Genomic DNA, 24,892 nt, shown 5'->3' on the forward strand with positions numbered 1-24,892 from the left:
CCGATACGTCATCGGGGCTTCGAGCCGCGTCGTCCCATGGGGCGCGGATGACGCATCGTGGGGTGGGCCCGCCTGCCCCATCTTCCGGGCGTCATGCTGTCCGACCCCTTCGCCACCACCGCCGCGGCCCTGCGCGCCTGCCGGATCTGCCGCGACGCGCCCCGCTTCGGGGCGGCCCTGCCGCACGAGCCGCGCCCCGTGGTGCAGGGCAGCGCCACAGCCCGCCTGCTGATTGCGAGCCAAGCGCCGGGCAACCGGGCGCATCGCAGCGGCGTGCCGTTCTGCGATCCCTCGGGCGTCCGCCTGCGGGCCTGGCTCGGCCTCTCGGAGGCCGCGTTCTACGACGCCGCGCGGGTGGCGATCCTGCCGATGGGGGCCTGCTTTCCCGGTCTCGATGCCAAGGGCGGCGACCGCCCGCCCCGGCGGGAATGCGCGCCCGCCTGGCGCTCCGCTTTGCTGGCCGGCTTGCCGGAGCTCGATCTGATCCTGGTGATCGGTCAGTACGCGCAGGGCTGGCATCTCGGCCGCCCGCCCGGCGGCCTGACCGCGACGGTCGCGCGCTGGCGTGACATTATCGAGGCCTCGTCGCGGCCGCGCATCCTGCCGCTGCCGCACCCGTCCTGGCGCAACAACGGCTGGCTGCGAAAGAACCCCTGGTTCGAGGCGGAGCTGCTGCCGGTGCTGCGGGCGGAGGTCGCCGCCGTGATGGGACCTGCGTTGACAGACGCGCCCGGGGAGAGGATCGCTGCCCGCGGTTCTTTTCCTTCGAGCGCCTGATGCCGGACATCGCCGACCCCCGCGACCGCCTGATCGTCGCCCTCGACCTGCCCGACGTCGCCGCGGCCGAGCGGCTCGTCGAGCGCATCGGCGACGCGGCGACCTTCTACAAGATCGGCTATCGCCTCGGTTATGCCGGTGGCCTCGCCTTCGCCGAGCGCCTCGCCCGGCAAGGCAAGAAGACCTTCCTCGATCTCAAGCTGCACGACATCGGCAACACCGTCGAGGAAGGGGTGCGCTCGGCCTCCGGCCTCGGGGCGACGTTCCTGACGGTGCACGCCTATCCGCAGACCATGCGGGCCGCCGTGAAGGGGCGCGGGAACGGCCTCAAGATCCTGGCGGTGACGGTGCTCACCTCCTACGACGACGCCGACGCGACCGAGGCCGGATACGCCCTGCCGGTGACGGAGTTGGTGGCGCAGCGCTCGGCCCAGGCCCGCGACATCGGCATCGACGGCATCGTCTGCTCGGCGGTCGAGGCGGAAGCGGTGCGCCGGGTCGTCGGGACCGAATGCCTGATCGTGACGCCGGGCATCCGCCCGGCCGATGCGGCCCTGGGCGACCAGAAGCGCGTGATGACGCCGGGGCAGGCGCGCGCGGCCGGCATCGATCATGTCGTGGTCGGGCGTCCGATCACCGGAGCCGACGATCCCCGTCGGATTGCGGAACGGATCGTCGCCGAGATGGAGGGAGCGTGAGCATGACCCAAGGTACGGCAAGGGGATATTGGATCGTCCGGGTCGATGTGCGGGACGCGGAGGCTTACAAGGCCTATGCGGCGGCCAATGGTGCCGCCTTTGCCCGCTTCGGCGGTCGCTTCCTCGTGCGGGGCGGCGCCTACGAGGCGGTGGCCGGCACGGCACGGGCCCGCAACGTGATCGTCGAGTTCCCCAGCTACGAGGCGGCGCTCGATTGCTGGAAATCGGACCTCTACCAATCCGCCCGCGCCCTGCAGAAGGATGGGGCCGAGGCCGATATCGTGGTGATCGAGGGCTATGACGGTCCGCAGCCGAACGTGTCGGAGCCGGCCCCGACGCCGGGCGCCGCCTCGGAGTGAGGCGGCGCCGACCGGCGACCTAACGCCCGGACACCCCGAGGGCGCCGAGCAGGAACGCGATCATGGTGGGCAGCGGCGGCAGGGCGGTGCCGTGCTGTCGGCTCACCAGCAGGGGATGGCAGTAGCGCACGATCGCGGCGTGCAGGCAGGCGGCGGCGGCCTTGGGATCAGCGACCGTGAGGCTGCCCTCGCGCACGCCGTCCTCGATCATGCGCCGGAACACGGCCTCGATCCGGTCGACATGCGCTTGGCAGACCGACCAGCTCTCGCTCATCGCCGCCTCGACCATCTCGTGGACGCGCGGATGCGCCTCCCAGCGTCGGCGGCAATCGGTGTGCAAGGCCGTGATCACGCGGGCGAGGCGCTCGGGCGCGTCGAGCTTCGGCGTGTCGGCGATCGCCGCGATCATGCCCTCGATCTCGCCGGTCACCCGTTCGACCACCGCCTCGTTGATCGCCTTCTTCGAATCGAAGAAGCGATACACGTTGGCCGGACTCATCTTGAGGGTCCGGGCGATGTCGGCGACCGTGGTCTTCTGGTAGCCGATCTCCCGGAAGGAACGGGCCGCCACCTCCACAATCCGCTCACGGGTCGTCGGGGCCGTCTCCTCGACGGGGAGCGGGATGAGATGGGCCGTCGCGGCAGGCATTGTCGTGAGTACCTAAGCCTCGCATTGGGATGCGTCAAAGTGGCCGCAGGATCGCTCGAAGCCCATCGACCCACATCCCAAATCGTATCACCGACGATCCGTTCCCCGCGAGGGTTCGGCGACGATAAAGGCAACGCACCCGTATCCCCCGTGACCCGTCGCTCTCAAGTAAGCGCGGATGTTTCGGCCCTCGGGCACCGCTCGGCGATGAGACTTGGAAGGCTGTGCCTCTTCCGCTCAAGATACGATCCTCGAGCATTGATTGGTGAGCGGAGCGGCGAATCTCGAAACAAGGCTCGGCCGTGTGACAACGCAACAGCGTCGTCTCGAATCCCGGTGTCTGGAGCAGTGCTTTCATCATTGCGCTGCATGTTTGGGAAGGTGTTGTTAACCTAAGCTGTGCAGCCTACACGCATGGGTTTCTTCTCGCGCTCATCCTCCCGTTCTCCCGCCCCGGCGTCGGCGGAGGCAGGGTCCGTGTCCCCGGTGGAGGCGGCCGACGTCGCGCCGTCCGCCGTATCCGAGCCGGCGACCCTCGCCGACCACGCGACGATCGACGCGGTCGAGGCCGACGTCTTGAGCGCGATCACCGGCGTCGGCGACTCGATCGTCGCGACCCGCGACGAAGTCGGTCGGATGCAATCCGGCGTTGCCCGCATCCGTGCGCAGATGGAGCAGCTGTCGACGGCCGCCGAGGGCGCCGCCGGAATGGCCGCGGGCATGCTCGACACCAGCCGGACGCTGTCCTCGACTTCGGGGCGCATCGCCGATGCCATGGACGAGGCCGGCCACCACCTCGCCACGGCCAACGATCGGTCGGTGCAGGCCCGCGACCTCCTCGCCGAATTGGAGCGGGCGGGCCACGAGATCGCCAGCGTCGTCGAGACCATCGCGGCGGTCTCGCGCCAGACCAATTTGCTCGCCCTCAACGCCACCATCGAGGCGGCCCGGGCCGGTGAGGCGGGACGCGGCTTCGCGGTCGTGGCCGGCGAGGTCAAGGCGCTCGCCGTCGAGACCGGCCGCGCCGCCGCCGAGGTGCGCGACCGGATCGCCCGCCTGCGCGAGGGAGCGAGCGCCTCGGGCTCGGCCATCGCCGCGATGGCGGGGGCGGTCGAGGCGATGCGTCCGGCCTTCGCCACCGTGCGCGGCATCGCCGAGGATCAGGCCGCCACGGTGGGCACCCTCGCCGCCGAGGCGCAGCAGACGGCGAACTTCGTCTCCGGCGTCAGCCGCGATGCCGGGGTCGCGACCGCCGCCACGGTCGAAATGGACGATCTCGCGGTGCGGGCCGAGGGCACCAGTGCCGCGGCCGCGACGCAGACCGAGGCCCTCGGTCGTCGCTTCGTCGCCGTGATCCGCCAGACCGAGATGGGCGACCGCCGCCGCTTCGACCGCTATCCGGTGGAGCGCGCCGTGACGCTTCCCAACGGTCGCGGCCAGACGGCGGATCTCAGCCTCGGCGGTGTCCTGGTCCGTCCGGAGGGAACGGCGCCCGCACCCGGCACGCGCCTATCCCTGGAGATCGAGCGGATCGGTCGGCTCGATGCCCGCGTCGTGGCGGCGAGCCCCCTCGGCCTGCACTGCGCTTTCGAGACCCTGTCGGCTGCCGCCGACGCCTCCCTGCGGGCGACCCTCGCCGAGATCGAGGCCGAGTACGCACCGCTGGTCGCCCGCGCCCAGGACATGGCCGCGCGCATGGCCGAGGCGATGGAGGCCGAGATCGCCGCCGGGCGCCTGACGCCGGAGGCCCTGTTCGACACGGCCTATCGGCCGATCCCCGGCACGGACCCGCAGCAATTCCTGAGCGAGGCGGTCGCACCGCTGGAGCGCCTGATGCCGCCGCTGATCGAACCGCCGCTCGTCGCCGACGAGCGGATGCTGTTCTGCATCCCGACCGACCGCAACGGGTTCCTGCCGGTCCACAATGCCCGGGTGTCGCAGCCGCAACGACCGGGCGATCCGATCTGGAACAATGCCCATTGCCGCAATCGGCGCATCTTCGACGACCGGACCGGCATCACCGCCGCGCGCTCCACGCGGCCCTTCACCGTGCAGGCCTATCGTCGCGAGGTCGGGCGCGACATGATCCTCGTCCGCGAGGTCGATGCGCCGATCCGCATCCTCGGGCGCCACTGGGGCGCTTGCCGGACGGCCTATCGTCTGTGAGGCGTAGCGGGGCGGCGGATTACGACCCGAACTGCGAGCCGAGTTGCTCCAGATACTCCGCGAGGTCGAGGCCGCCGACGCGCCGTCCGTACTCGAAGCGCATGCCGCGGCGGATATCGATCCGGCTCGACCGGGTGTTGAGCGTGAACGGCTTCACGCAGATCCAGGCACCGTCGTTGCGATGCTCGAAATAACCGAGGATCTCGTGGGCGGCCATGGCGTCTCGTCCGGGCTTTGGGGGTTCGGCCTGATCAACGGACGAGGTGGGGAAAAGTTCGCGCGAGCGAGCCGGTAAGTCGTTATACGGCCAAGCTTATCCCGGTCAGCGAAGCCCGGTCGAACCGAACCCGCCCTGACCGCGCCGGCCCGATGCATCCTCGTCCCTCTCACCGTCGACGAGATCCTCGATCAGCTCGAAATCCGGCCGCACGATCCGGGTGAACACGATCTGGGCGATGCGCTCCCCCGGCTCGATGCGGATCGGATCGCCCGCGGGATTGCGATTCCAGGCGGAGATCAGGAGCGGCCCCTCGTAATCGGCATCGATCACCCCGGTGCCGTTGCCGAGCACGAGGCCGTCGCGATGGCCCCGCCCCGAGCGGGGATGGACCAGCCCGCACCATTCGGAATCGCCGATCCGCACGGAGAAGCCGGCCGGGATCAGCACGGCCGTTGCCTGGGGTGCGAGCAGGAGCGGCGCGTCGAGGCAGGCATGCAGGTCGAGCCCGGCCGAGCCGGGGCTGCCCCAACGCGGAAAGCCCCAACCCTGGAGCCGGGAATCGAGGATGCGGAGCCCGACCTTCATGGATGGGCCTTCCCCGAAAACCGTTTCGTCGCATCCTCGCGCAAGCGCTTGCCCCGTATCGGTGTGGTGGGTGCGATTGTCCTCGAAGCCGAGCGGGGGAGCAATCGCGCCGAGAGACCCGAATAGCGGTCGGAATGTCGAGGGAGAACCGATGGCGCGCTGGATCGCGGGATTGGACGGCAGCCGCGGTGCCTGGGCCGGCCTGCTCCTCGACCGCGACGATCCCAGCCGCTGGCGCGCCGCCCGCTTTGCCCGGGTGCGCGACGTCCTCGAAGCGCCGGAAGCGCCGGACGTCGTCGGCATCGACATACCGATCGGCCTGCCCGAGCGTATCCGCGACAAGGGACGTTCGGCCGACCGCGCGGCGCGGGCGCTGCTCGGTCGCAAGCGCACCAGTGTGTTCCCGGTGCCGCCGCGGGCGGCGGTCTACGCCGCGGATTACGAGGCGGCCAAGGCCCTGTCGCGCGCGCTGTCCGAGCCGCCCTTCGCCCCCTCGATCCAGTGCTGGAACATCGTCCGGTCCATCAAGGAGGTGGACGCGCTCCTGCGGGCGGAGCCGGACTTCCGGACGCGGGTTCACGAGGTGCATCCGGAGGTCGCCTTCTTCCGCCTCAACGGCGACCGGCCCCTGGCAGCCGGGAAGAAGGAGGCGGCGGGCCTCGCCGAGCGCCGGCGGCTGCTCGCGGCGGCGGGTCTGGCCCCGGCCCTCGTCGCCTCCTCCCCTCCGCCGGGCGTGGCGGCCGACGATCATGTCGATGCCATGGCCGCCCTCGTCGTCGCCCGCGACATCGCGGAGGGACGCGCCATGCCGCTGCCGCCCGATTTCGAGCACGACGCGGAAGGGTTGCCGGTGGTGATCTGGGCACCTGCCGGCGGTCTTGGAGTAGGTCTCGGAGACGCCGGGATTTGCTGATAGGCGAGGCGGATGAGCGATCTCGATCCGCCGACCCGCGACATCGCCCGCGCCCTGGTCTTCGACCCGGCCGGGCGCCTGCTGCTCATCGAGTACGAGGCCGTGCGCCCGATCGACCCCGACAAGCCGGATGCGCGCGGTTTCTGGTTCATGCCCGGCGGGGGGCTGGAGCCCGGCGAGACGCACGAGGAGGCCTGCCGCCGCGAACTGGCGGAGGAGATCGGCGTCGCCGATGTCGAATTGGGGCCGATGGTGGCGGTCTGCGACGGTCCGTTCCACCTGTTCCGCAAGCCGCGCTACGCCCGCGAGCGCTACTTCGTGGTGAGGCTGCCCAACGACACGATCGACACGAGCCGGCTGGCGGAAACGGAGGACAATCCGGTCCGCGGTACGCGCTGGTGGTGCCTTGACGCACTTGCCGCGAGCGAAGAGCGGGTCGAACCGGCCGGATTGGCGGCTTTGGCGCAACAAATCGTGACTGGGGACGTTCCGGGCACGCCTGTGCGTTTAAATTGGCGTAACGCACGACCCCGAGGCCGGTGACATCACCGGCAACGGGGTCATTCCGCCCGAGGCGGCGCCTGATGCGGCACTCCCCGTCCGACGCTCAAAAGGTCGATCGGGGCCGCAGATGCGCTGCCGCACCCGACCATAACCGGAGAGCGACACGATGTTTCCTGAGGTTCTGACGGAAGGCTACAAAACCTTCCTCGGTGAGCGCCTGCCGAACGAGCGGCGCAAATACGAGGCGCTCGGCGCCGGCCAGGAGCCGGAGGTGCTGCTGATCGGTTGCTGCGACAGCCGCGTGGCCCCGGAGGTGATCTTCGACACCGGACCCGGCCAGATCTTCACGATCCGCAACGTCGCCAACATCGTCCCGCCCGCCGAAGACAACAAGGGCGAGAGCCATCACGGCACGTCCTCGGCCCTCGAATTCGCGGTGGTGGCCCTCAAGGTCAAGCACATCGTGGTGATGGGCCACGCAACCTGCGGCGGCATCAAGGCCGCCGGCCTCGGCTCCGATCCGCTGTCGCAGGGAAACTACATCGGCAATTGGGTGTCGCTGGTCGAGCCGGCCAAGAAGACCCTCGCCGATGCCGGCGATCACAAGGACAAGGAGGGTTACCTCACCCGCCTCGAATACGCGATGGTCGGCCAGAGCCTGCAGAACCTCATGACCTTCGACTTCGTGCGCAAGGCCGTCGAGTCGGGCGAGCTTCACCTGCACGGCGCGCATTTCGGCATCGCCACCGGCGAGCTGCGCGTGCGTGATCCGGAGAGCGGCGAGTTTCGGCCGGTCGTCAACCGCGACGGTCAGCCCCTGAGCCCCTCCGCTCTGATCAACTGCAACTGACCGGATCGGCCGGGCGGCGTTCATTCCCTGCCCGGTCGTTCCCCCATCGTCGAACGCAAAAAGAAGCGGCGGGCCTCTCGGCCCGCCGCTTCTTTCGTTACCGAATGGATCGCTGGACTCAGCGGGCGCCCGGCAGGCGCTGGGCCATCGCGTAATGCTGCTGCAGCACCGGCACGGCCTGCTGGGCATAGTTGCGCAGGGCCGGGTTCGGGCCCGACTGGGCGTAGGTCTGGTGCATCTGCAGCGACATCTGGTGCGACATCACCTGCTGGCGGCCGTAGAGCCGGTCGAATTGCGGGCCGGCCGGAGCAGCGGACAGCTCGGCAAGCATCTGCTGCTGCTGCGGGTTCAAGCGACCGCCGAGACCGGTGCCCGCCGTGGTGTCGATATCGAAAGCCTGGCTTCCCGCCGCCGCGCCGCGCGCCGCACCGGCACCGGCGCCCTGAAGACCGCCGACCGGACCACCCTGGAGCGTACCGCCGACGGCACCGGCCGCCGCACCCGTGGCCGCGCCGACCGCGCCGCCCGCGACCTGCAGCGGAGCCTCGATGAGGCCGCCGATCGGACCGCCGATGCCACCCGCGACCGCGTCGCGCCCGCCGCCGGTCAGCGCCACGGCCGCGGCGTGATGGTCACGGATCGCTTCCTTCGCGAAGGCGCGCACCGCCGGGTTGCGGCTCTTCTGCAGGGCGATCTGGCTCGACTGAATCTCGAACGAATTGGCTTGCAGGGCATCCACGCGGAAATCGCCCGAGCTCTGGGCGAAGGCAGGGGTGGCCATGACGGCGACGAGCGCGGAGGCGATGGCGTAATTCTTCAGCATACGAAACCTCTGATCAGGAAAGATCGACATGGGTCTTGGCCTCACAGACCGGTTGAACCGGTCGAGGCCGTGATATCGACTTCGGTCCGACAACCGCCGTTTGCGCGCATGGTTCCCCGAACTTGATTTCGAGCATCTCAGGTCTTGTTGGATACGGACAAGCTTGTCGGCTCAGATCAGACTTCGTCCCGGCCATGGGCGGCTCATCGCGCATCAGGCGCGGACGAGGTCAGGATGAATCTTGGTTAACGGATACGCGACCTGCGGCACGGCCCATCTCGGCAGGGGATGGCGACGACGGGTCCGGTTCCCCGCGCACCCAATTCGATCTAGCCTCTTTCCCCTCGCCCTTGCCGACGGAAATCCGCACCGTGAGGCTCCTGCCCGTTCGAGGAGGCTGGCCATGAAGACCCTGCTCGTCCCGGTCACGCTGCACGACGCCCTCCCCTCGGTGTTCGAGACGGCTCTCCTCGTGGCCCGTCGCTTCGGCAGCCTGATCGAGGGGGTCGCGCTGCGTCCCGCGCTCGCCGAATACGTTCCGGTCGACATGGTCGGCGGCATGACCTGGCTGCGCGACGAGGAGGCCGACCAGGCCGAGGCGCAGGATGCGGGCGCCCGCTTCGTCGCCGCCATGGAGGCTGCGGGCCTGCCGCGCCGCGAGCCCGGCGCCGTGTGCTCGCCGGACGCGTCCGCCAATGCCGGCGCGCGCTATCGCTGGCGTCCCGACGTGCCGCCGGGCGACGCGTTTCTCGGTCAATATGCCCGCCTGTTCTCGGCGACCGTGGTCGGTCGGCCGGGCCCGGAGGACGGCGCTCCGCGCATGACGACCTTCGAGACCGCCCTGTTCGAGAGCGGGCGCCCGATCCTCCTCGCCCCACCCGAGGCGCCCTCATGCCTCGGTGAGTCGATCCTGATCGCCTGGAACGGCTCCACCGAGACGGCCCGCGCCATCGCCTTCGCCATGCCGTTCCTGCGCCGGGCCCGTCGCACCCTGGTGCTCAGCGCCGAGGGCGGCATGGTGCCGGGGCCGAGCGCCGAGGACGTCGCCCGGTCCCTGGCCCTGGAGGGCATCGAGGCCTCGCACAAGGAGCTGTTGGCTGGACGCCGGACACCGGGCGAGCTCTATCTCGACACCGCCGAGAGCGTCGGCTGCGACTTGATCATCAAGGGGGCCTATACCCAGAGCCGCCTGCGCCAGATGATCTTCGGCGGACCGACCAGCCACATCCTGTCGCAGGCACGGGTGCCGGTTCTGATGGCGCATTGAGCGCATCACCGCGAATCCCGTTTCATCGATTCGCCGGGCAAGTCCTTGCCCGCGCTCGATCGGTGGGCTTCCCCAAGGGGTTTGACCGATCTCCCCACGCGTCTCGGAACAGGGACGGGAGATGTCTCGCGCGCCATTCAAGAGCGCGTGTCAAGAGTTGCCAGGGTTCGGTGTCGCCGCTAAAGTCCTGAAAGGCTTGAACTTTTCAATTATTCTAATCTGAGAGCGTCCGACACCGGCTTCCGGCGGCGTCTTTCGAAGAAGGATTGAGAGGCTTCCGGCACCGCCGTCTCCCGGCGGATTCCGACAGGCACGACAGGTCCGCGATCCCCTATGATCGTCTGCTCTTGCAACGTCCTCTCCGACGGACAAGTCCGTGCGTGCCTCACGCCGGGGCCCGGCTGTCCGCGCACCCCCGCCCAAGTGTATGGTTGCCTCGGATGCAGCGCGAAATGCGGGCGCTGCGCCCGCACCATCCGCTCGATCCTGCGCAGCGCCCTGGCCGAGGCCGACAACCAGGCGGGGCATGATTGTACGAGCAGCTGCAATTCGGCTTGCAGTTTGGGATCATTCCAAACTACAAGAGACCCCGAGGGCGTCGCTGCCTGAGACGAATCGTCTGATCGTCCCGACGCCTCTCGTCAGAGGAGTAAGGGTCGATGAAGGGTGATGCGAAGGTCATCGAATATCTCAACCGGGGCCTGCGCAGCGAGCTGACTGCTGTTAGCCAGTATTGGCTCCACTTCCGCCTGCTGAACGACTGGGGTTACGTTAACCTCGCCAAATTCTGGCGCAAGGAATCCATCGAGGAGATGAACCACGCCGATCGGTTCATCGATCGGATCCTGTTCCTCGACGGCTTTCCGAATCTCCAGGAACTTGACCCGCTGAAGATCGGGCAGAACGTCCAAGAGATCATCGAGTGCGATCTTGCGGCCGAGAATGGCGCCCGGGCGCTCTACCTGGAAGCTGCCAAGTATTGCGACTCGATCAACGATCGCGTCTCCAAAAATCTGTTCGAGGAACTGGCCACCGACGAGGAAGGCCATATCGACTTCCTCGAGACGCAGCTCGACCTGATCGGCCAGATCGGTCTGCCGCTCTACGCCCAGAGCCATATCGGCGGGCTCCAGCAGATCGAGCCCGAGAAGGACTGATCCTTTCGGAGCGCTCCCTCCCCCTGCTCTTCCCTCTCGGGGAGGGCCAGGGGTGGGAGGTTCAGGATGAGACGTGACGGTGCCGTTCCCCGACGTCCACCCTCACAGCGGGTGAGTCGAGGCTTACGCCTTCGACTTGCCGACCAGAACCGGCTGCGGGTTCGCCCGCTCCGGGAAGAATGACTTGAGATCCTGCAGCTTCGGCGCATCGTTGGCGACGATGTAGCCGTTGTTCGGATGCAGGGTCATGTAGTCCTGATGGTAGTCCTCCGCCGGGTAGAAGGCGGCGTTCGGCTCGATCTTCGTGGCGATCGGCCGGGAGAACGTCTTCGCGGCGTCGAGCTGGCCGATATAGGCCTTGGCGATCCGCGCCTGCTCGGCATCGGCCGGGAACACGGCCGAACGGTATTGCGGGCCGGTATCCGGGCCCTGGCGGTTCACCTGGGTCGGGTCGAGCGCCACCGAGAAGAAGATCTGAAGCAACTCGTCGTAGCGGATGACCGCCGGATCGTAGGTGATCTGGACGGCCTCGGCATGGCCGGTGCGGCCGGTGCCGACCTCCTCGTAGCGGGCGCTCGCCTTGGTGCCGCCGGCATAGCCGGACACCGCCTGTTTCACGCCCTTCACGTGCTGGAACACGCCCTGCACGCCCCAGAAACAGCCGCCCGCGAGGGTCGCGGTGCGAAGCCCGGCGGTTTCCTGGGCCTGCTCCGCCGCATCGGGCAGGCGCCGACCGGCTTCCTCGGCGGAGACCGGCGCGAGGGGCAGCACGGTGGCGGCCAGCAGGCCGAGCCCGGCCAAGCCACCAAGCAGCAGCGATTTCGGGGAATGCGGATGACGGGGGGTGTCCGAGTTCACAGCGCGGCTCCCTTCTGGTCGGTGGCGGGCTCGAAGCGCAGGGCCACGCCGTTCATGCAGTAGCGCAGTCCGGTGGGGCGCGGCCCGTCCTCGAAGACGTGGCCGAGATGGCCGCCGCAGCGCCGGCAATGCACCTCGGTGCGGCGCATGCCGTAGGCGGTGTCGACCTGCGTGCCGACCGCCTCCGGCAGGGGCTGGTAGAAGCTCGGCCAGCCGGTGCCGCTCTCGAATTTGGTCTCCGAGGCGAACAATGGCAGGTCGCAGCCGGCGCAGGAGAAACGGCCGGCCCGCTTCTCCTTGTTGAGCGGGCTCGTCCCCGCCCGCTCGGTGCCGTGCTCGCGCAGGACCGCGTAGGCGGCCGGGCTCAGGGCCTGGCGCCACTCGGCCTCGGTCTTCGTCACCTCGAAGGTTTTGGCGGCTTCGGCCGAGGCCGGGCCGGCGAAGCGCGCGGCGGCGAGGAGACCGAGGAACGAGGCGCCGGCACGCAGGGTCTGACGGCGGTTCATGGAAGACCTCCGGCGGGTTGGCCCGAAACGGGGTCGCCGAAGCGGGCGAAGCGAAGCATCGTGCGCAATCGATAGCATGAAAGCCCCGCCGCCGCCGCCGGGCGAACCGCCGCATGGGTGGCGCCGCGCGGCTCGGACCATTCGGGGCGCCTCGCCGGCACGACCGCGCGTTGACGCTTGACCGGGTGGGTATTACCTCCGGTGCAGGTTCGGCCGAGAGCTGCCCCGTCGAAGGCGCCGCGGCCCGGACTCCCGAAATCTTGCGGGATGCGCGGAGGACGGGCGGCTCCTCCGGCGGGCCGGCTCCGGGCTCGGCATCCGGGACGCGCGATGGATTCGACCCTCACCCACACGGCCGAGCCGGGCATCGGGACCGCCCCACGCGACGATGCGCGCCGCGGCAGCGAGGTTTCGCAGGCTATGGACCCGCGCAGCCCGGTGATGCGCTTCTCCGCCGACGAGCCCCTGGCGATGGATTCCGGCGCCCGGCTCGGACCCTTCCAGATCGCCTATCAGACGGCGGGGACGCTCAATGCGGATCGCTCCAACGCGGTCCTGATCTGCCATGCGCTGACCGGCGACCAGCATTTCGCCCATCGCCATCCGGTGACGGCCAAGCCCGGCTGGTGGGAGACCCTGGTGGGGCCCGGCAAGCCGGTCGACACCGATCGCTACTTCGTCGTCTGCTCCAACGTGATCGGCTCCTGCATGGGCTCGACCGGTCCCGCCTCCCTCGATCCGGCGACCGACCGGCCCTACGGCCTCGATTTTCCGCTCGTGACGATCCGCGACATGGTCCGCGCCCAGGCGATGCTGCTCGACCGGCTCGGCGTGCCCGACCTCTTCCTCTGTATCGGCGGTTCGATGGGCGGGATGCAGGTGCTGCAATGGGCCTCGCTCTTCCCGGAGCGGGTCTTCGCCGCGATGCCGATCGCCACCGGCCCGCGCCACTCGGCGCAGAACATCGCCTTCCACGAAGTCGGACGGCAGGCGATCATGGCCGATCCGGCCTGGGAGGACGGCCGCTATCTCGAAGCCGGCACCCGGCCCTCGAAGGGGCTCGGCGTCGCCCGGATGGGCGCGCACATCACCTACCTGTCGGAGCCGGCGCTCCACCGCAAGTTCGGCCGCCGACTCCAGAACCGGGCCGCGCCGACCTTCTCCTTCAACGCCGATTTCCAGATCGAGAGCTACCTGCGCCACCAGGGGCTCTCCTTCGTCGAGCGGTTCGACGCCAACGCCTATCTCTACCTCACCCGCGCGATGGACTATTTCGACCTCGCCGAGGACCATGGCGGCGTGCTGGCCGAGGCCTTCCGCGGCTCCAAGACCCGCTTCTGCGTGATGTCCTTCACCTCCGACTGGCTGTTCCCGACGGCCGATTCCCGCGCCATCGTCCACGCGCTCAACGCGGTCGCCGCCCCCGTCGCCTTCGTCGAGGTGGAAAGCGACAAGGGCCACGACGCCTTCCTCCTCGACGAGCCGGCCATGTTCTCCGCCGCCCGCGGCTTCATCGACGCCGCGGCGCGGGCGCGCGGCCTGTGAGCGGCGGACACACCGCCGTGGAGACGGAACGCTTCACCGACGCCGCTTCCGATGCCCCGTGGGACGCCGCCGAGGGCCTGCCCCGCGAGGCCGGGGCGCGCATCGACCATATCGTCGTGCTCGGCCTCGTGCCGCCGGGCGCGCGGGTGCTCGATATCGGCTGCGGTGACGGCTCGCTTCTGGCGCTGCTGCGCGACCGGCGCGGGGTCGACGGGCGCGGCATCGAGCTGTCGCGCGAGGGCGTCAACGCCTGCCTCGCCCGCGGCCTGCCGGTGATCCAGGGCGACGCCGACACCGATCTCGCCAACTATCCCGACGGCGCCTTCGACGTCGTGATCCTGTCCCAGACCATCCAGGCGACCCGCAACCCCCGGATCGTGCTGGAGCATCTGCTCCGCATCGGGCAGCAGGTCGTGATCTCGTTCCCGAATTTCGGCCATTGGCGCGTGCGGGCCGAACTCGCCTTCCGTGGCCGGATGCCGGTGACCGAGACCATGCCGGAGGCGTGGTACGAGACGGCCAACATCCACCACTGCACCATCCGCGACTTCGTCGGCCTGTGTCGCCTCGTCGGCGCCCGCATCGAGAAGGCCACGGCGCTCGACGTGCGCGGCCGCCCGATGCGCTTCTCGATGCCGTGGTGGTTCTGGAACCTGATCGGCGCGCAGGGCGTGTTCCTGCTGCGGCGGGGTCGTCCGAAGGCGTGAGCGAGCGGCTCGATCCGGCCTCGCGGCGCATCGTCGTGCTGGGTCCACCGGGCAGCGGGAAGACGACCCTCGCCCGACGCCTCGGTGCCCGGCATGGGCTCCCGGTGTTCCATCTCGACCATGCCTATTGGCGGCCGGGTTGGGTGGAGGCGGGATCGGACGCGTTCCGCGACGAAGTCGAGCGCATCGCCACCCTTCCGTCCTGGATCGCGGACGGCAATTATCTCGGCACGATCGGTCCCCGCTTAGCGGCTGCCGACACGGTGATCTATCTCGATCGGCCGGCTTGGCTCTGTACCGCTCGCGTCCTGCGGCGCACCCTGTCGAGCCTCGGTCGTGTGCGTCCCGAGGGGCCGCAGGGCTGCCCGGAGCAACTGACTCTGGAGTTTCTGCACTACACCGCGATGTGGAATCGAAAACGGCGTGAGCGCTGCCTCGCTCTGATCGAAGGCTTCCCTGGCCGCCGAATCATCCTGCGCGGGCGGGACGCGTCGCGCTTCCCCCATCCATCCCCCTCATCCTGAGGTGGCGGCGCGAAGCGGCACCCTCGAAGGAGGGCTCCAGGGATCGCGGTGATTTCTGGAGCCCTCCTTCGAGGCCCGCCGAGGCGGGCACCTCAGGATGAGGGGATTTGATCGAAAAAGGGGCGCCGCCTCACAGCGTCCCGGACCCGTCCGGTGACGGCTCGGCGCCGCCCACCGGCACCGCGACGGGGTGGCCCTGGCGGGCGAGGTCGGCGCGGCCCTCCGCCAGCAGGGCGGTGGAGGCGGTCTCGATGCGCTCCTGCACGGTGTTCAGGAACTGGATGCGCGGCAGCCCCGGCGGAATGACGGGCAGGAACTCGATGACGGTGGTGCCGGGCATCCGGCGGAAGCCCCGGCGACGCCAGTACAGCCCGGTGTTGAGCGCCACGGGCAGGCAGGGCACGTTCAGCGCGGTGTAGAGATGGGAGGCGCCCTGCTTGTAGGCGGGCGGCGCGCCGGCCGGGCGGCGGGTGCCCTCGGGGAAGATGATGAGCTGGCGGCCCTGACCGATGGCGGCTTTGGCGGACGCGTTCATCGCTGCCATGACCTTGCTGCCCTTGGCGCGATCGATCGGCACCATGCCGCCGCGGGCAAAATACCAGCCGACGATCGGCGTCCACATCAGCTCGCGCTTGAGGACGTAGGCGAAATCGTCGAAGGGGATCGTCAGAGCTAGGGTCTCGAGGGCCGATTGGTGCTTGGCGGCGACCAGCAGCGGCCCCGGCGGGATGTTGTGCAGGCCGCGGAATTCGACCCGGGTGCCGCCGACCACCCGCAGCAGCCAGAGCACCGTCCGGCCCCAGAACTGCGCCACCCGGATCACGCCCTGGCGCGAGACGAAGGCGGGCAGGCCCCCGATCGCGATCAGCGCCGTCGCGACATAGAAGCAGAGGTTGAAGGCGAGCGAGCGGAGGAGGAGCATCGGCGGTCCGGAGAGGCTGGCGCTCCTTTAGCTCGCGCGCCCGCGCTTGCCCACCGCCGCGTGTCTCAATGCCCCTCCGCCAGCGTCCCCCGCTGGCGTGGGTCTGAGGCGCCCGCGAGGAATCCGTCCTCGGCCATCACCGAATTGGCCGAGCCCGAACTCGCCCCGACCTTCACCGGATGGCCCTTGGCGCGCAGCAGGGCCAGGGTGTCGGGAGAGACGCCCTCCTCCACCATCAGCATGTCGGGCTGCCACTGATGGTGGATGCGCGGCGCGGCGACCGCCTCGGCGAGGTTCATCCGGAAGTCGAGCACGTTGACGATCACCTGCAGCACCGTGGTGATGATGCGGCTGCCGCCGGGGCTCCCGGTGACGAGATAGAGCTTGCCGTCCCGGAACACGAAGGTCGGCGTCATGGAGGAGAGCGGGCGGGCGCCCGGGGCCACCGCGTTCGCCTCGCCCCCGACCAGGCCGTAGGCGTTGCGCGCGCCGGTCTTGGCGGAGAAATCGTCCATCTCGTTGTTGAGCAGCACCCCCGTGCCCTCGGCCACCAGCCCGATCCCGTAGGAGAAGTTGAGGGTGTAGGTGTTCGAGACCGCGTTGCCCTCGGCATCCACCACCGAGAAATGGGTGGTCTGGTCCGATTCGTAGGGCAGCGGGTCGCCGGCCTTCACCTCCGTGGCGGGCCGCGCCCGCTCCGGGTCGATCGTTGCGCGGATCGCGGCCGCGTAGGGTTTGGACGTGAGACCCGCCACCGGAACCTTGGTGCGGGCTGGGTCCCCGAGCCAGGTGGCGCGATCGGCATAGGCGGGCTTCATCGCCTCCGCCATGAGGTGCAGTGCGGCCGCGCTGCCGGTGCCGAGTTTGGCCAGATCGTACCCCTCCAGCACGTTGAGGATCTCGATGAGGTGGACCCCGCCGGAGCTGGGCGGCGGCATCGAGACGATCTCGTAGCCGCGATAGGTGCCGCGCACCGGCTGGCGGATCTCCGGCCGGTAGGCGGCGAGATCGGCCGCCGTCATGATGCCGCCCGCACCCTGCACCGCATCCGCGATCTTCTGGGCGATCGCGCCTTCGTAGAAGGCGTCCGGCCCGCGCTCGGCGATGGCCTTGAGGGTGTCGGCGAGGTCGGTCTGCTTCAGCGTCGCCCCGCGCGGCAGGACATGATCGCCCTCGAAGAAGATCTTCCGGCTCGACGGCCACGCCCCGAGCAGTCCGGAGGCGCGGGGCAGGGAATCGGCGAGCCCCGACTCGACCGGGATGCCCGCGCGGGCGAGCGTCTCGGCCGGCGCGATGAGTTCGGCGAGCGTCAGCTTGCCCGAGCCGTAGCGGCGATGCGCTTCCGCCAAGCCCCGCACGGTGCCCGGTACCCCGACCGCCTTGCCGCCGCGGGTGGAGGCGGCGCGGTCGGGCTCGCCCTTGGCGTCCAGGAACATGTCGGCCGTTGCCGCCGCGGGGGCGGTCTCGCGGTAATCGATCGCCACCGTCTCGCGGTTCGCGGCCCGGTGGACCATCATGAAGCCGCCGCCGCCGAGATTGCCCGCCCGCGGCAGGGTCACGGCCAGGGCGAACCCCACCGCCACCGCCGCGTCGATGGCGTTGCCGCCCTTCTCCAGCACCGCGACCCCGACACGGGTCGCCAGCGCCTCCTGCGACGAGACTATGCCGCGGGTCGCCAGCACCGGCAGCAACCGCGCCGCATCCGATTGGATCGGCGGCGGTTCGGGAGCGGTGGGAAGGGAGCCCGGCGTGACGTCCGCCTGCGCCCAGGCCGGGCCTGCGAGAACGAGGAACGCGAGGGCGAGGCGAAGTCGGAGCGTCATGCGAGACGATCTAGCCCCCGGCCCGGCCGCGGCCAGCCGGCGCGCGCGATTCCCCTGCTGCACCGGCTTCCCCAAAGCCGGTTCCCCCTTTCGGGCCGGAGCTCTATTGCCCGCTGATCGACGGGCCGCCGGCTGCACCGCCGGTGCCGGGCGGGCCGCTCGTCGGCGTCCCACCGATCACGGCACCGGGTGTGCCACCGACCACCGCCGGACGGTTCGGGGTGCCGCCGGTACCGGGGCCCGATACGGGCGCGTCACCGGTGGCGGAGGCCTTCGGGCTCGGCGGCGAGGGGACGGCGGATGGGCCCTCGCGCTGGCCGGACTGCGCCAGGGCGTGCGCGGCCGGAAGGGTCAGGACGAGCGCTAGGGCGATCGGAAGATGCCGCATGGAGGGCCTGCGAGGTCAGAATGCCGGAAGCGGCGGGTTCTGACGAACACCGGCACCGGATCGGAGTTCCGCGCCGTTCGGGAAGGCTTCGCCCGGCTCTCTCGCTTTCTCCCACCCACACCTTCATCCTGCGGTGCTGCGGAGCAGCCTGGAAGACGGGCTCCAGCGTATCGCGCGGCGTCTGGAGCCCTCCTTCGAGGCTCCGCCTTTGGCGAAGCACCTCAGGATGAGGGGGATGGGTGGGAGGGTCTCAAGCCCGCCCGCGATTCCCGGATCTCTCCTTCGAGGCCGCTGCGCGGCGCCTCTGGATGAGGGGATCGGATGCAGGATGCCCGGCAGTCGAGCGATCAGCGTCCGGTCGTCAGCAGGATCTTGCCCGAATGGCTGCTGGTCTCCATCAGCTCGTGGGCCTTCCGGGCGTCTTCGAGCGGGAAGGTGGCGTGGACGATGGGGCGGATCTTTCCCGCCTCGACCAGCGGCCAGACCTCGCCGCGCACGCCGTCGGCGATGGCGGCCTTGGCCTCCTTGGATTGCGCCCGCAGCGTCGCCCCGGTGATCGTCAGGCGCTTGAGCATGATCGGGGTCAGGGTCAGGCTCTCGGCCTTGTAGCCCTGCATGAAGGCGATCTGGACCAGCCGGCCCTCGACCGCGAGGGAGGCGATATTCTTCTGCAGGTAGGCCGCGCCCACCATGTCGAGGATCACGTCGACGCCCTTTCCGTCGGTGAGGCGCTTCACCTCCTCGGCGAAATCGGCCTCGCGGTAATTGATCGCGGCATCCGCGCCCAGCTCCTCGCAGAACCGGCACTTCTCGGCGGAGCCCGCCGTGGTGAGCACCCGCGCGCCGTGCTGCTTGGCGATCTGGATCGCGGTGGTGCCGATGCCGCTCGACCCGCCATGGACCAGGAAGGTTTCGCCGGCCTTCAGCCGCCCGCGCTGGACGACGGTGGAATAGACCGTGAAGACGGTCTCGGGCAGGCCCGCAGCCTCGACGAGGGAGAGGGAGGACGGCTTCTTGAGCACCTGCCCGGCTTCGGCCACGGCGAATTCGGCGTAGCCGCCGCTGATGACGAGGGCGCAGACCTCCTCGCCGAGGGCGAAACCGCCGACGCCCTCGCCGAGGGCGGCGATGCGTCCGGCGATCTCCAGACCGGGGATCTCGGTGGCGCCCTTCGGCGGCGGATAGCTGCCCTGGCGCTGCATGATGTCGGGCCGGTTGACGCCCGCCGCCACGACCTCGATCAGGACCTGTCCCGCTCCGGGCCGCGGCACCGGCGCCGTCTCGACCGCGATCACCTCCGGCCCGCCCGCGCCGCCGAAGCGGATCTGGCGCATGGTCTCGGGCGGGGATTGGGTCATCGACGGGCTCCTGCGGCGTTCCGGGCTCCCCGACACATGGCGCGGAAGGTCGGCCCCGTCGAGGTTGCGGTCGGATCGTTCATCCCTGCCGGCAGGGGACATGGCGGGGAGCGGCGCATGAAAAAGCCCCCGAACGCGGTGTCCGGGGGCTTTGTTGCTCGAAGCGTCGAAGTGTGGGGCTCAGTTGGCCTTCTTCTGCGCCGGCTGCGGATAGGCCGGGTTCTCGGCCGGGACGTTGCCGCTGTTGGAGGACGGCGCCTTGTTGACGGAGCCCGTCGTGATCTCACGGGCCGATTCCTGGCTCTTGCCGGCATAGTCGGCGGGCGACTCGGCCCGGTTCCAGCTCAGGAGACCGACGGTCGCGACCGCAAGCAGGACCAAGCTGGCGATGAGCACGTAGAGGACCGGCTTGCCCTTCTCGCCCTGGCGAGCTTCGGTGGGGTTCTCGATCGGCGCCATGGAATTCCTCTCTCGCCGCCCCGATGCCGCTGGGCCATCGGGCAGCCTGATGTGATTTGGGATATGCTTGGCCAACGCCGGCCGGGGCGGGGGAGTTCCTGACGGCCAAGCCCATGGCAGAGCCGATCGCTCGCTTCGACGGCTTATAAATTCTTCAGGAAGCCGGCGAGCCGCATCAGGCCTTCGGGCCAGGGTCCATGCCCGCTCGCCACGTTGATGTGGCCGGACTCGCCCGCATCCACCAGGGCGGAGCCCCAGGCATAGGCGTAGTCTTCGGCCCGCGCGTAGGTGCAATACGGATCGGTGCGGCTCGCTACCAGCAGCGAGGGGAAGGGCAGCGGGTCGCGCGGGACGGGGGCGAAGGCGCGCACGCTCTCGGGCAGGTCGGTGCCAGCCTCGATGTCCGGGAAGGCGACGAGCAGCGCCCCGCGCACCACGTTCGGGGGGAAAAGCGGCGCCGCCTCCACCGCCGCGACGACGCCGAGGCTGTGGGCGATCAGGATCACCGGCCGATGCGCCGCCTCGACCGCCTCGACGATGCGCGCGCGCCAGGATTCCGGATCCGGCCGGTGCCAATCCGCCTGTTCGACCACCCGCGCCGTCTTGAGGCGGCCCGCCCAGCGGCTCTGCCAATGCTCCTCCTCGGAGCCGGCATAGCCCGGCAGGATCAGGATGTCGCAGTCGGCTGTCTTCATGATCGGCCTTTCGGGTCGGGCGCTGCCGTCAACTTACCGGCGCAGCCCTGGTCACCCTGACCTTGGGCGCGCCTCCGGTCCGGCCAGTAGCCGAGACGATCGATCATGACGATCCCGGGCGGCGAGCCGAAGCGCCGCGAGGGCGGTTGGCGCCCGCCCCCGGCGATGACCGCATGGGGCGCGACGCCGGGACTTGCGTCAGGCGGCGGCGCGGATGCCGCCGAGGCGTCCCCCGATCTGCGCGGCGAGCGGGACGCTCGCTTGGTTCTTGCCCTTGGCCTCGATCTCGAAATCGGTCCAGGCGAGGTGGCGGGCCACCAGCGCGTTGACGGCCTCGTTCCACATTTTATCGGAATGGGCGGCGAGATCGCGCCAGGAATGGCCCTGCTCCGAGAGTCCGACGAAGTCCGGCAGGGCGCCGGGATCGTGGTCCGCCAGCACGCTCTCGCGCGACACGCTGATATGGCTCACCGGCCGCACCCCACGCCAGGAGGCGATCACGGCCGCGATCCGGGGATCGTCCGGCTCGATGTAATCGCCGCGGCTCTCGACCCAGTGGTGATGGATGTCGAACACCACCGGGATGCGGTCACCCAGGCGCAGGACTGCATCGAGGCCGAACAGGGATTCGTCGTTCTCCACGGTGAGCAGGTTGCGCGCCGTCTCCGAGATCAGCGACAGGCTCTCGCGAAAGCCCTCGATGCCGGGCTCGCGCCCGCCGACATGGATGTTCAGGTGGGCGCCATGCGGGTGCCAGCCGGAGCCGTAGCCCAGCATCGCCATGATCTCGGCGTGGTACTCCAACTCGGCGATGCCGTTGGCCTGCGCGTTCGGGTTGCGCGAGGCGATGATGCAGAACGGCCCCGGATGCATGCTGAGGCGCACGCCTCCCTGGCGCGCCCGCTCGCCGATGCGGGCGAGCCCGGCCTCGATCAGGGCGCGGAACGAGGGCTCGGCATAGAGCGGCATCGCCGTCGGGTGGGTGTAGCCGGGCAGGAGCGAGCTCGCCATGCGCAGGAGCCGTTCCAGCGGCGGGCGTGCGGCGACCCAGGCGACCTGCCGCTCCAGGGCCGCGAGATTGTGGCGGACCACGTCCTCCAGCTTCTTCCGCCGCTCGGCCGGGCCGAGACGCTGGAGGTTGGCCATGGTTACGGTGCCGAGATTCATTAGCTTGGCCGCGTCCTTGGCGGCCTTGAGCGTCTTATGCTCAGGGTCCGGATCCGGGATGAAGGTGCAGCAGAAGCCGAGGCGGGGGGATTCGGAGGGTTCGCGCGACACGGGCGGACAACGCGGCAGGGCGAGATCGGTCACCGATCAGGATGCCGCATCGTCGCCGAGCGCATCCACCGCCGCGCCCGCCAGATTGGCCGCCATCAACCGCTCCGCCTCGCCCGCGACCGGGCACAGATGTCCCGGAAGGGCATCGAGTGCGGCCGCCCGTGCCTGGGCGCATCGCCGCGCGGCGGCGAGATCGATAGCCTCGAACCGCACCGTCTCGCCGGGCCGTCGCTGGGCGATCCGGCGGAGATCGGCCGAAATCACCGTCGCGATCTTCGGATAGCCGCCGGTGGTCTGGCGGTCGGCCATCAGCACGATCGGGCGGCCGGACCCCGGCACCTGCACCGAGCCCATCGCGGTCGCATCGGAGACGATGTTGAAGCCGCCCGCGCCGTGGGCGATGGCCGGTCCGTCGAACTGATAACCCATCCGGTCGGCCTGGCCCGAGACCGTGTAGGTCGCCGTCAGGAAGGTCGCGACGCCCTCCTGCGTGAAATGATCGTCCTGGGGCCCGAGCACGACGCGGACCGGCCGGTCGCTCTCGAGCGGGACCGGATCGAGGCCGACATCCGCCTCGCCCGCGGGCGCCGGGCCGGCGAGCGTAAGGCGGTCGCCCTCCTGCAGCGGGCCTCCGTCGCGGCCGCCGATCCCGGCGCGGCGATGGAGTGCGACGCTGCCGAGGACGGGACGCAGAGCCAGGCCGCCAGCGATCGCGAGGGTGGCGAACACGCCCGTACGCGGCCGCCCGAGGGTCAGTTCGGCGCCCTCCCGCAGCACGAAGGAGCGGTGGTCCGCGACGGGCTCGCCGTCGAGGAGCAGCGGCCCGCAGGCACCGGCCAAAGCCAGCCGCACCGGCCCACCCTCGACGCGCAGCGTCGCCGCGGCGAGCCCCCACTCGATCGCCGCCGCGCCCGGCGGATTGCCGACCAAACGGTTGGCGGCTTCGTGCGCCAACCGGTCCATCGGGCCGGAGGCGGACAGGCCGTCGCGCAGGTAGCCGGGCCGGCCGCCATCCTGGATCGAGGCCGCGCCGGAGAGGCGCAGGAGATGGAGGATGCGGCTCATGCCTCGCTCCACTCGGCCACCGTCTCGCCGGCTTCGGCCGCCGCTGACAGCCTCTCCCAGTCCTCGGCCGGGGTCGGAACGAAGCGCACCCGGTCGCCGGGTCGCAGCAGGAAGACGGGATCGCGATCCGGCACGAAGGTTCGGACCGGCGTGCGGCCGAGCAGGTGCCAGCCGCTCGGGGCGGCGATGCTCGCCACCAGCGCCTGCGCTCCGCCGATGGAGATGGTGCCCGCGGGCGTGACGGGGCGCGGATGCGGACGGCGCGACAGGGCGAGGCGGGGATCGAGCCCTTCGAGATAGGCGTAGCCCGGCAGGAAGCCGATCATCGCGACGCGATATTCGGGCGCGGCGTGGCGCTCGATCACGGATACCGGATCCAGGCCGTGATGGGCGGCCACCGCCTCGAGATCGATGCCGAACGCGCCGCCATAGACGACCGGGATGCGCCAGAGCCGGGACGCCGCGACCGGCGGCAGCGGCTCTTCGGCGAGCGCCAGGACGGCGCGGCCGAGCGCCTCCGGGTCGGCCGTCAATGGATCGAGATGGACCGTGAGCGAGCGGTAGGTCGGCACGGTCTCGCGGATGCCGGGGAGCGCCCGTGCCGCCAGGGCCGCGTCGAGGGCCAGCACGCGGGCCGACAGCGCGGGGTCGATCCGGGCGCCGAACTCGATGGTGAAGGCCGTGTCCCCGCAGGCGAGCAGCCGCGGCGCGTCGTGCGTCATGGACGCCAGGCTATCCGAAGGCGCGACGCATCGCGAGCCTGTCCGGCCGGCCACTATCGATGAACCGCATCGAAGCGGCCGATCCCAGCCTCGCCCTCATCCCGAGGAGCCCGCCGCGGCGGGCCTCGAAGGAGGGCTCCGGGGATTGCTGAGACGTCCGGAGCCTTCCTTCGAGGGCAATTGTGCGCGTCGCCGCCTCAGGATGAGAGGGATGGGTGGGTCTTCAGAGCCGGTGCGCCGTCCGCTCCGCCTCGTCGCGCTCGTCCCGACCGGTGGCCGGACCTGAGGGGGGAGCCGAGGCACGCTGGACGGCGGCGTCGATGTTCTCGGGGTCGAGGGCGGTCTCGACGAAGGAGCGGCCGCGCTGGGTCAGATCGCGGGCGTAGCGAACGCCCTGGTCGCGCAGGTCGTCGGCGTAGGGGCCGAGCGCCCGATCTTCCTGGCGCGTGCGCGGCAGGAGCGCCCCGAGCAGCAGGCCGGCGGCAAGACCGACCACGCCGACAAGCAACGGATTCTCCGAGATGAACTCCTCGGTGGCGGTGCGGCCGCGGCGCAGCTGCCGCGCGCCGCGATCGGCGAGATCGGCGGCGTTCTGACGATGCGTGTCGTAGCGGTCCTCGGCCCAGGAGCGGGCCTCCTCGTAGGTCTCGCCGGCCCGCTCGCGTGCCGAGCGCAGCGTCTCGCCGGCGCGATCGCGCAATTCCGCGGCCTTGTCGGTCGCCTGGTCGCGCAACTCCGCAGCCTTGTCGGCGGCCTGATCACGCAGGTTCGAGGCCTGCTCCGCCGCGCGGTCACGCAGGTTCGCGGCCTCGTTGGACGCTTCACGGGTCGTGTCGTGCAGGCCCTGCTGAAGGCGGGCATTGGCGTCGCGGCCCTGGGCGGTGGCGCGCTCGGAGGCGGCGTGCAGGGTATGGTCGAGGCTCCCGGAGCGCGGCATGCCGGCCTTGGCGGCCAGGTGCTCCGGCAGCGTCTCGACCGGCGTGCCTTCCGGCGTAAGGGTTGAGGTGGGATTCTGCGTCATGATGGGCTCCGATTTCGGGCGGTGCGGCGGCGCGGGGTCGATCCCGGCGCCGC

At 70.2% G+C, this 24,892-nt stretch carries 29 protein-coding genes; 13 read left to right on the plus strand and 16 right to left on the minus strand.

The window, feature by feature from the left end; genetic code table 11:
• Positions 1-93: 93 nt before the first annotated feature.
• Genes MFF26_RS02640 through MFF26_RS02650 form a run of 3 tightly spaced genes read left to right on the plus strand, consistent with a single transcriptional unit; the run spans position 94 to position 1,834 of the window.
• Positions 94-777 (plus strand): uracil-DNA glycosylase family protein, encoded by a 684-nt coding sequence (locus tag MFF26_RS02640; protein ID WP_137829031.1) that lies wholly within the window; start codon positions 94-96, stop codon positions 775-777.
• Positions 777-1,475, plus strand: coding sequence for an orotidine-5'-phosphate decarboxylase (pyrF, locus tag MFF26_RS02645; protein WP_137828940.1), 699 nt, complete (start codon positions 777-779; stop codon positions 1,473-1,475). The genes MFF26_RS02640 and pyrF overlap by 1 nt, the downstream gene beginning before the upstream one ends.
• A gap of 2 nt (positions 1,476-1,477) precedes the next feature.
• The gene (locus MFF26_RS02650) at positions 1,478-1,834 is read left to right on the plus strand and encodes a DUF1330 domain-containing protein (protein WP_137828939.1); all 357 of its coding nucleotides are present in this window, start codon (positions 1,478-1,480) and stop codon (positions 1,832-1,834) included.
• A 19-nt stretch (positions 1,835-1,853) separates the two neighbouring features.
• Here MFF26_RS02650 and MFF26_RS02655 read toward each other — a convergent pair whose 3' ends face one another.
• Complete coding sequence (locus tag MFF26_RS02655) at positions 1,854-2,483, minus strand: TetR/AcrR family transcriptional regulator (protein ID WP_238307432.1); 630 nt, start codon at positions 2,481-2,483, stop codon at positions 1,854-1,856.
• A 477-nt stretch (positions 2,484-2,960) separates the two neighbouring features.
• Here MFF26_RS02655 and MFF26_RS26425 point away from each other — a divergent pair, with 477 nt between their 5' ends.
• A complete protein-coding gene (locus MFF26_RS26425; protein ID WP_281405165.1) occupies positions 2,961-4,649 on the plus strand; it encodes a methyl-accepting chemotaxis protein in 1,689 nt (562 codons plus the stop codon).
• Between the two features lie 19 nt (positions 4,650-4,668).
• Here MFF26_RS26425 and MFF26_RS02670 read toward each other — a convergent pair whose 3' ends face one another.
• Both MFF26_RS02670 and dut read right to left on the minus strand, forming a co-directional pair.
• On the minus strand, positions 4,669-4,866 hold the full coding sequence (locus MFF26_RS02670; RefSeq protein ID WP_137828936.1) for a hypothetical protein: 198 nt from the start codon (positions 4,864-4,866) through the stop codon (positions 4,669-4,671).
• A gap of 105 nt (positions 4,867-4,971) precedes the next feature.
• Entirely contained in the window at positions 4,972-5,454 is a 483-nt protein-coding gene (gene dut, locus MFF26_RS02675) for a dUTP diphosphatase (protein WP_137828935.1), read from the minus strand.
• Between the two features lie 151 nt (positions 5,455-5,605).
• Between dut and MFF26_RS02680 the strand changes: the two genes are divergently transcribed.
• From MFF26_RS02680 to MFF26_RS02690, 3 genes are all read left to right on the plus strand, one after another.
• Positions 5,606-6,367, plus strand: a complete 762-nt coding sequence (locus MFF26_RS02680) for a DUF429 domain-containing protein (protein WP_137828934.1) — start codon at positions 5,606-5,608, stop codon at positions 6,365-6,367.
• 12 nt (positions 6,368-6,379) lie between these two features.
• A complete protein-coding gene (locus MFF26_RS02685; protein WP_137828933.1) occupies positions 6,380-6,910 on the plus strand; it encodes an NUDIX hydrolase in 531 nt (176 codons plus the stop codon).
• Between the two features lie 127 nt (positions 6,911-7,037).
• Entirely contained in the window at positions 7,038-7,721 is a 684-nt protein-coding gene (locus tag MFF26_RS02690) for a carbonic anhydrase (protein WP_137828932.1), read from the plus strand.
• Between the two features lie 118 nt (positions 7,722-7,839).
• On the opposite strand, the gene MFF26_RS02695 is transcribed toward MFF26_RS02690, so the two are convergent.
• Positions 7,840-8,544 (minus strand): DUF4142 domain-containing protein, encoded by a 705-nt coding sequence (locus tag MFF26_RS02695; RefSeq protein WP_137828931.1) that lies wholly within the window; start codon positions 8,542-8,544, stop codon positions 7,840-7,842.
• 403 nt (positions 8,545-8,947) lie between these two features.
• Between MFF26_RS02695 and MFF26_RS02700 the strand changes: the two genes are divergently transcribed.
• The 3 genes from MFF26_RS02700 (at position 8,948) to bfr (ending at position 10,968) form a co-directional block, all read left to right on the plus strand.
• Positions 8,948-9,811 (plus strand): universal stress protein, encoded by an 864-nt coding sequence (locus MFF26_RS02700; protein ID WP_137828930.1) that lies wholly within the window; start codon positions 8,948-8,950, stop codon positions 9,809-9,811.
• Between the two features lie 333 nt (positions 9,812-10,144).
• Positions 10,145-10,420 (plus strand): (2Fe-2S)-binding protein, encoded by a 276-nt coding sequence (locus MFF26_RS02705; RefSeq protein WP_137828929.1) that lies wholly within the window; start codon positions 10,145-10,147, stop codon positions 10,418-10,420.
• A 50-nt stretch (positions 10,421-10,470) separates the two neighbouring features.
• Complete coding sequence (gene bfr, locus MFF26_RS02710) at positions 10,471-10,968, plus strand: bacterioferritin (RefSeq protein WP_137828928.1); 498 nt, start codon at positions 10,471-10,473, stop codon at positions 10,966-10,968.
• A gap of 123 nt (positions 10,969-11,091) precedes the next feature.
• Here the strand turns inward: bfr and msrA are convergent, their stop codons facing one another.
• Entirely contained in the window at positions 11,092-11,826 is a 735-nt protein-coding gene (gene msrA, locus MFF26_RS02715) for a peptide-methionine (S)-S-oxide reductase MsrA (protein WP_238307433.1), read from the minus strand.
• Entirely contained in the window at positions 11,823-12,332 is a 510-nt protein-coding gene (gene msrB, locus MFF26_RS02720; RefSeq protein WP_137828927.1) for a peptide-methionine (R)-S-oxide reductase MsrB, read from the minus strand. The genes msrA and msrB overlap by 4 nt, the downstream gene beginning before the upstream one ends.
• Before the next feature lie 330 nt (positions 12,333-12,662).
• Between msrB and metX the strand changes: the two genes are divergently transcribed.
• From metX to MFF26_RS02735, 3 genes are read left to right on the plus strand one after another with little or no spacing between them, the layout of a single operon-like run.
• Positions 12,663-13,877, plus strand: a complete 1,215-nt coding sequence (metX, locus tag MFF26_RS02725) for a homoserine O-acetyltransferase MetX (RefSeq protein WP_137828926.1) — start codon at positions 12,663-12,665, stop codon at positions 13,875-13,877.
• A gap of 17 nt (positions 13,878-13,894) precedes the next feature.
• Positions 13,895-14,584, plus strand: coding sequence for a methionine biosynthesis protein MetW (gene metW, locus MFF26_RS02730; RefSeq protein ID WP_137828925.1), 690 nt, complete (start codon positions 13,895-13,897; stop codon positions 14,582-14,584).
• Positions 14,581-15,108, plus strand: coding sequence for an AAA family ATPase (locus MFF26_RS02735; protein WP_238307434.1), 528 nt, complete (start codon positions 14,581-14,583; stop codon positions 15,106-15,108). Before metW ends, MFF26_RS02735 begins: the two co-directional genes overlap by 4 nt.
• A gap of 130 nt (positions 15,109-15,238) precedes the next feature.
• Here MFF26_RS02735 and MFF26_RS02740 read toward each other — a convergent pair whose 3' ends face one another.
• From MFF26_RS02740 to MFF26_RS02785, 10 genes are all read right to left on the minus strand, one after another.
• Positions 15,239-16,030 (minus strand): lysophospholipid acyltransferase family protein, encoded by a 792-nt coding sequence (locus MFF26_RS02740; protein WP_137828924.1) that lies wholly within the window; start codon positions 16,028-16,030, stop codon positions 15,239-15,241.
• A gap of 65 nt (positions 16,031-16,095) precedes the next feature.
• Complete coding sequence (ggt, locus tag MFF26_RS02745; protein WP_137828923.1) at positions 16,096-17,853, minus strand: gamma-glutamyltransferase; 1,758 nt, start codon at positions 17,851-17,853, stop codon at positions 16,096-16,098.
• A gap of 103 nt (positions 17,854-17,956) precedes the next feature.
• Positions 17,957-18,241 carry a hypothetical protein gene (locus MFF26_RS02750; RefSeq protein WP_137828922.1) on the minus strand — a complete coding sequence of 95 codons (285 nt, stop codon included), beginning with the start codon at positions 18,239-18,241 and terminating at the stop codon, positions 17,957-17,959.
• 347 nt (positions 18,242-18,588) lie between these two features.
• Positions 18,589-19,599 (minus strand): NAD(P)H-quinone oxidoreductase, encoded by a 1,011-nt coding sequence (locus MFF26_RS02755; RefSeq protein ID WP_137830471.1) that lies wholly within the window; start codon positions 19,597-19,599, stop codon positions 18,589-18,591.
• Positions 19,600-19,779: 180 nt separating this feature from the next.
• Positions 19,780-20,058, minus strand: coding sequence for a hypothetical protein (locus MFF26_RS02760; protein WP_137830470.1), 279 nt, complete (start codon positions 20,056-20,058; stop codon positions 19,780-19,782).
• Between the two features lie 143 nt (positions 20,059-20,201).
• The gene (locus MFF26_RS02765; RefSeq protein WP_137830469.1) at positions 20,202-20,753 is read right to left on the minus strand and encodes an RBBP9/YdeN family alpha/beta hydrolase; all 552 of its coding nucleotides are present in this window, start codon (positions 20,751-20,753) and stop codon (positions 20,202-20,204) included.
• A gap of 198 nt (positions 20,754-20,951) precedes the next feature.
• A complete protein-coding gene (locus MFF26_RS02770) occupies positions 20,952-22,064 on the minus strand; it encodes an apurinic/apyrimidinic endonuclease family protein (RefSeq protein WP_238307435.1) in 1,113 nt (370 codons plus the stop codon).
• 3 nt (positions 22,065-22,067) lie between these two features.
• A complete protein-coding gene (locus tag MFF26_RS02775; protein WP_137830467.1) occupies positions 22,068-23,096 on the minus strand; it encodes a 5-oxoprolinase subunit C family protein in 1,029 nt (342 codons plus the stop codon).
• The gene (gene pxpB, locus MFF26_RS02780) at positions 23,093-23,818 is read right to left on the minus strand and encodes a 5-oxoprolinase subunit PxpB (protein WP_137830466.1); all 726 of its coding nucleotides are present in this window, start codon (positions 23,816-23,818) and stop codon (positions 23,093-23,095) included. Before pxpB ends, MFF26_RS02775 begins: the two co-directional genes overlap by 4 nt.
• Before the next feature lie 223 nt (positions 23,819-24,041).
• On the minus strand, positions 24,042-24,839 hold the full coding sequence (locus MFF26_RS02785; RefSeq protein ID WP_137830465.1) for a DUF883 family protein: 798 nt from the start codon (positions 24,837-24,839) through the stop codon (positions 24,042-24,044).
• Between the last annotated feature and the right edge of the window lie 53 nt (positions 24,840-24,892).

Source organism: Methylorubrum suomiense (genome assembly GCF_022179765.1).
Classification (GTDB): domain Bacteria; phylum Pseudomonadota; class Alphaproteobacteria; order Rhizobiales; family Beijerinckiaceae; genus Methylobacterium; species Methylobacterium suomiense.

Bases quoted from the DNA above. Each gene is read 5' to 3' on its own strand.
- MFF26_RS02640 (WP_137829031.1), top strand. From the start codon at position 94: ATGCTGTCCGACCCCTTCGCCACCACCGCCGCGGCCCTGCGCGCCTGC.
- pyrF (WP_137828940.1), top strand. From the start codon at position 777: ATGCCGGACATCGCCGACCCCCGCGACCGCCTGATCGTCGCCCTCGAC.
- MFF26_RS02650 (WP_137828939.1), top strand. From the start codon at position 1,478: ATGACCCAAGGTACGGCAAGGGGATATTGGATCGTCCGGGTCGATGTG.
- MFF26_RS02655 (WP_238307432.1), bottom strand. From the start codon at position 2,483: ATGCCTGCCGCGACGGCCCATCTCATCCCGCTCCCCGTCGAGGAGACG.
- MFF26_RS02670 (WP_137828936.1), bottom strand. From the start codon at position 4,866: ATGGCCGCCCACGAGATCCTCGGTTATTTCGAGCATCGCAACGACGGT.
- dut (WP_137828935.1), bottom strand. From the start codon at position 5,454: ATGAAGGTCGGGCTCCGCATCCTCGATTCCCGGCTCCAGGGTTGGGGC.
- MFF26_RS02680 (WP_137828934.1), top strand. From the start codon at position 5,606: ATGGCGCGCTGGATCGCGGGATTGGACGGCAGCCGCGGTGCCTGGGCC.
- MFF26_RS02685 (WP_137828933.1), top strand. From the start codon at position 6,380: ATGAGCGATCTCGATCCGCCGACCCGCGACATCGCCCGCGCCCTGGTC.
- MFF26_RS02690 (WP_137828932.1), top strand. From the start codon at position 7,038: ATGTTTCCTGAGGTTCTGACGGAAGGCTACAAAACCTTCCTCGGTGAG.
- MFF26_RS02695 (WP_137828931.1), bottom strand. From the start codon at position 8,544: ATGCTGAAGAATTACGCCATCGCCTCCGCGCTCGTCGCCGTCATGGCC.
- MFF26_RS02700 (WP_137828930.1), top strand. From the start codon at position 8,948: ATGAAGACCCTGCTCGTCCCGGTCACGCTGCACGACGCCCTCCCCTCG.
- MFF26_RS02705 (WP_137828929.1), top strand. From the start codon at position 10,145: ATGATCGTCTGCTCTTGCAACGTCCTCTCCGACGGACAAGTCCGTGCG.
- bfr (WP_137828928.1), top strand. From the start codon at position 10,471: ATGAAGGGTGATGCGAAGGTCATCGAATATCTCAACCGGGGCCTGCGC.
- msrB (WP_137828927.1), bottom strand. From the start codon at position 12,332: ATGAACCGCCGTCAGACCCTGCGTGCCGGCGCCTCGTTCCTCGGTCTC.
- metX (WP_137828926.1), top strand. From the start codon at position 12,663: ATGGATTCGACCCTCACCCACACGGCCGAGCCGGGCATCGGGACCGCC.
- MFF26_RS02740 (WP_137828924.1), bottom strand. From the start codon at position 16,030: ATGCTCCTCCTCCGCTCGCTCGCCTTCAACCTCTGCTTCTATGTCGCG.
- ggt (WP_137828923.1), bottom strand. From the start codon at position 17,853: ATGACGCTCCGACTTCGCCTCGCCCTCGCGTTCCTCGTTCTCGCAGGC.
- MFF26_RS02750 (WP_137828922.1), bottom strand. From the start codon at position 18,241: ATGCGGCATCTTCCGATCGCCCTAGCGCTCGTCCTGACCCTTCCGGCC.
- MFF26_RS02755 (WP_137830471.1), bottom strand. From the start codon at position 19,599: ATGACCCAATCCCCGCCCGAGACCATGCGCCAGATCCGCTTCGGCGGC.
- MFF26_RS02760 (WP_137830470.1), bottom strand. From the start codon at position 20,058: ATGGCGCCGATCGAGAACCCCACCGAAGCTCGCCAGGGCGAGAAGGGC.
- MFF26_RS02765 (WP_137830469.1), bottom strand. From the start codon at position 20,753: ATGAAGACAGCCGACTGCGACATCCTGATCCTGCCGGGCTATGCCGGC.
- MFF26_RS02775 (WP_137830467.1), bottom strand. From the start codon at position 23,096: ATGAGCCGCATCCTCCATCTCCTGCGCCTCTCCGGCGCGGCCTCGATC.
- pxpB (WP_137830466.1), bottom strand. From the start codon at position 23,818: ATGACGCACGACGCGCCGCGGCTGCTCGCCTGCGGGGACACGGCCTTC.
- MFF26_RS02785 (WP_137830465.1), bottom strand. From the start codon at position 24,839: ATGACGCAGAATCCCACCTCAACCCTTACGCCGGAAGGCACGCCGGTC.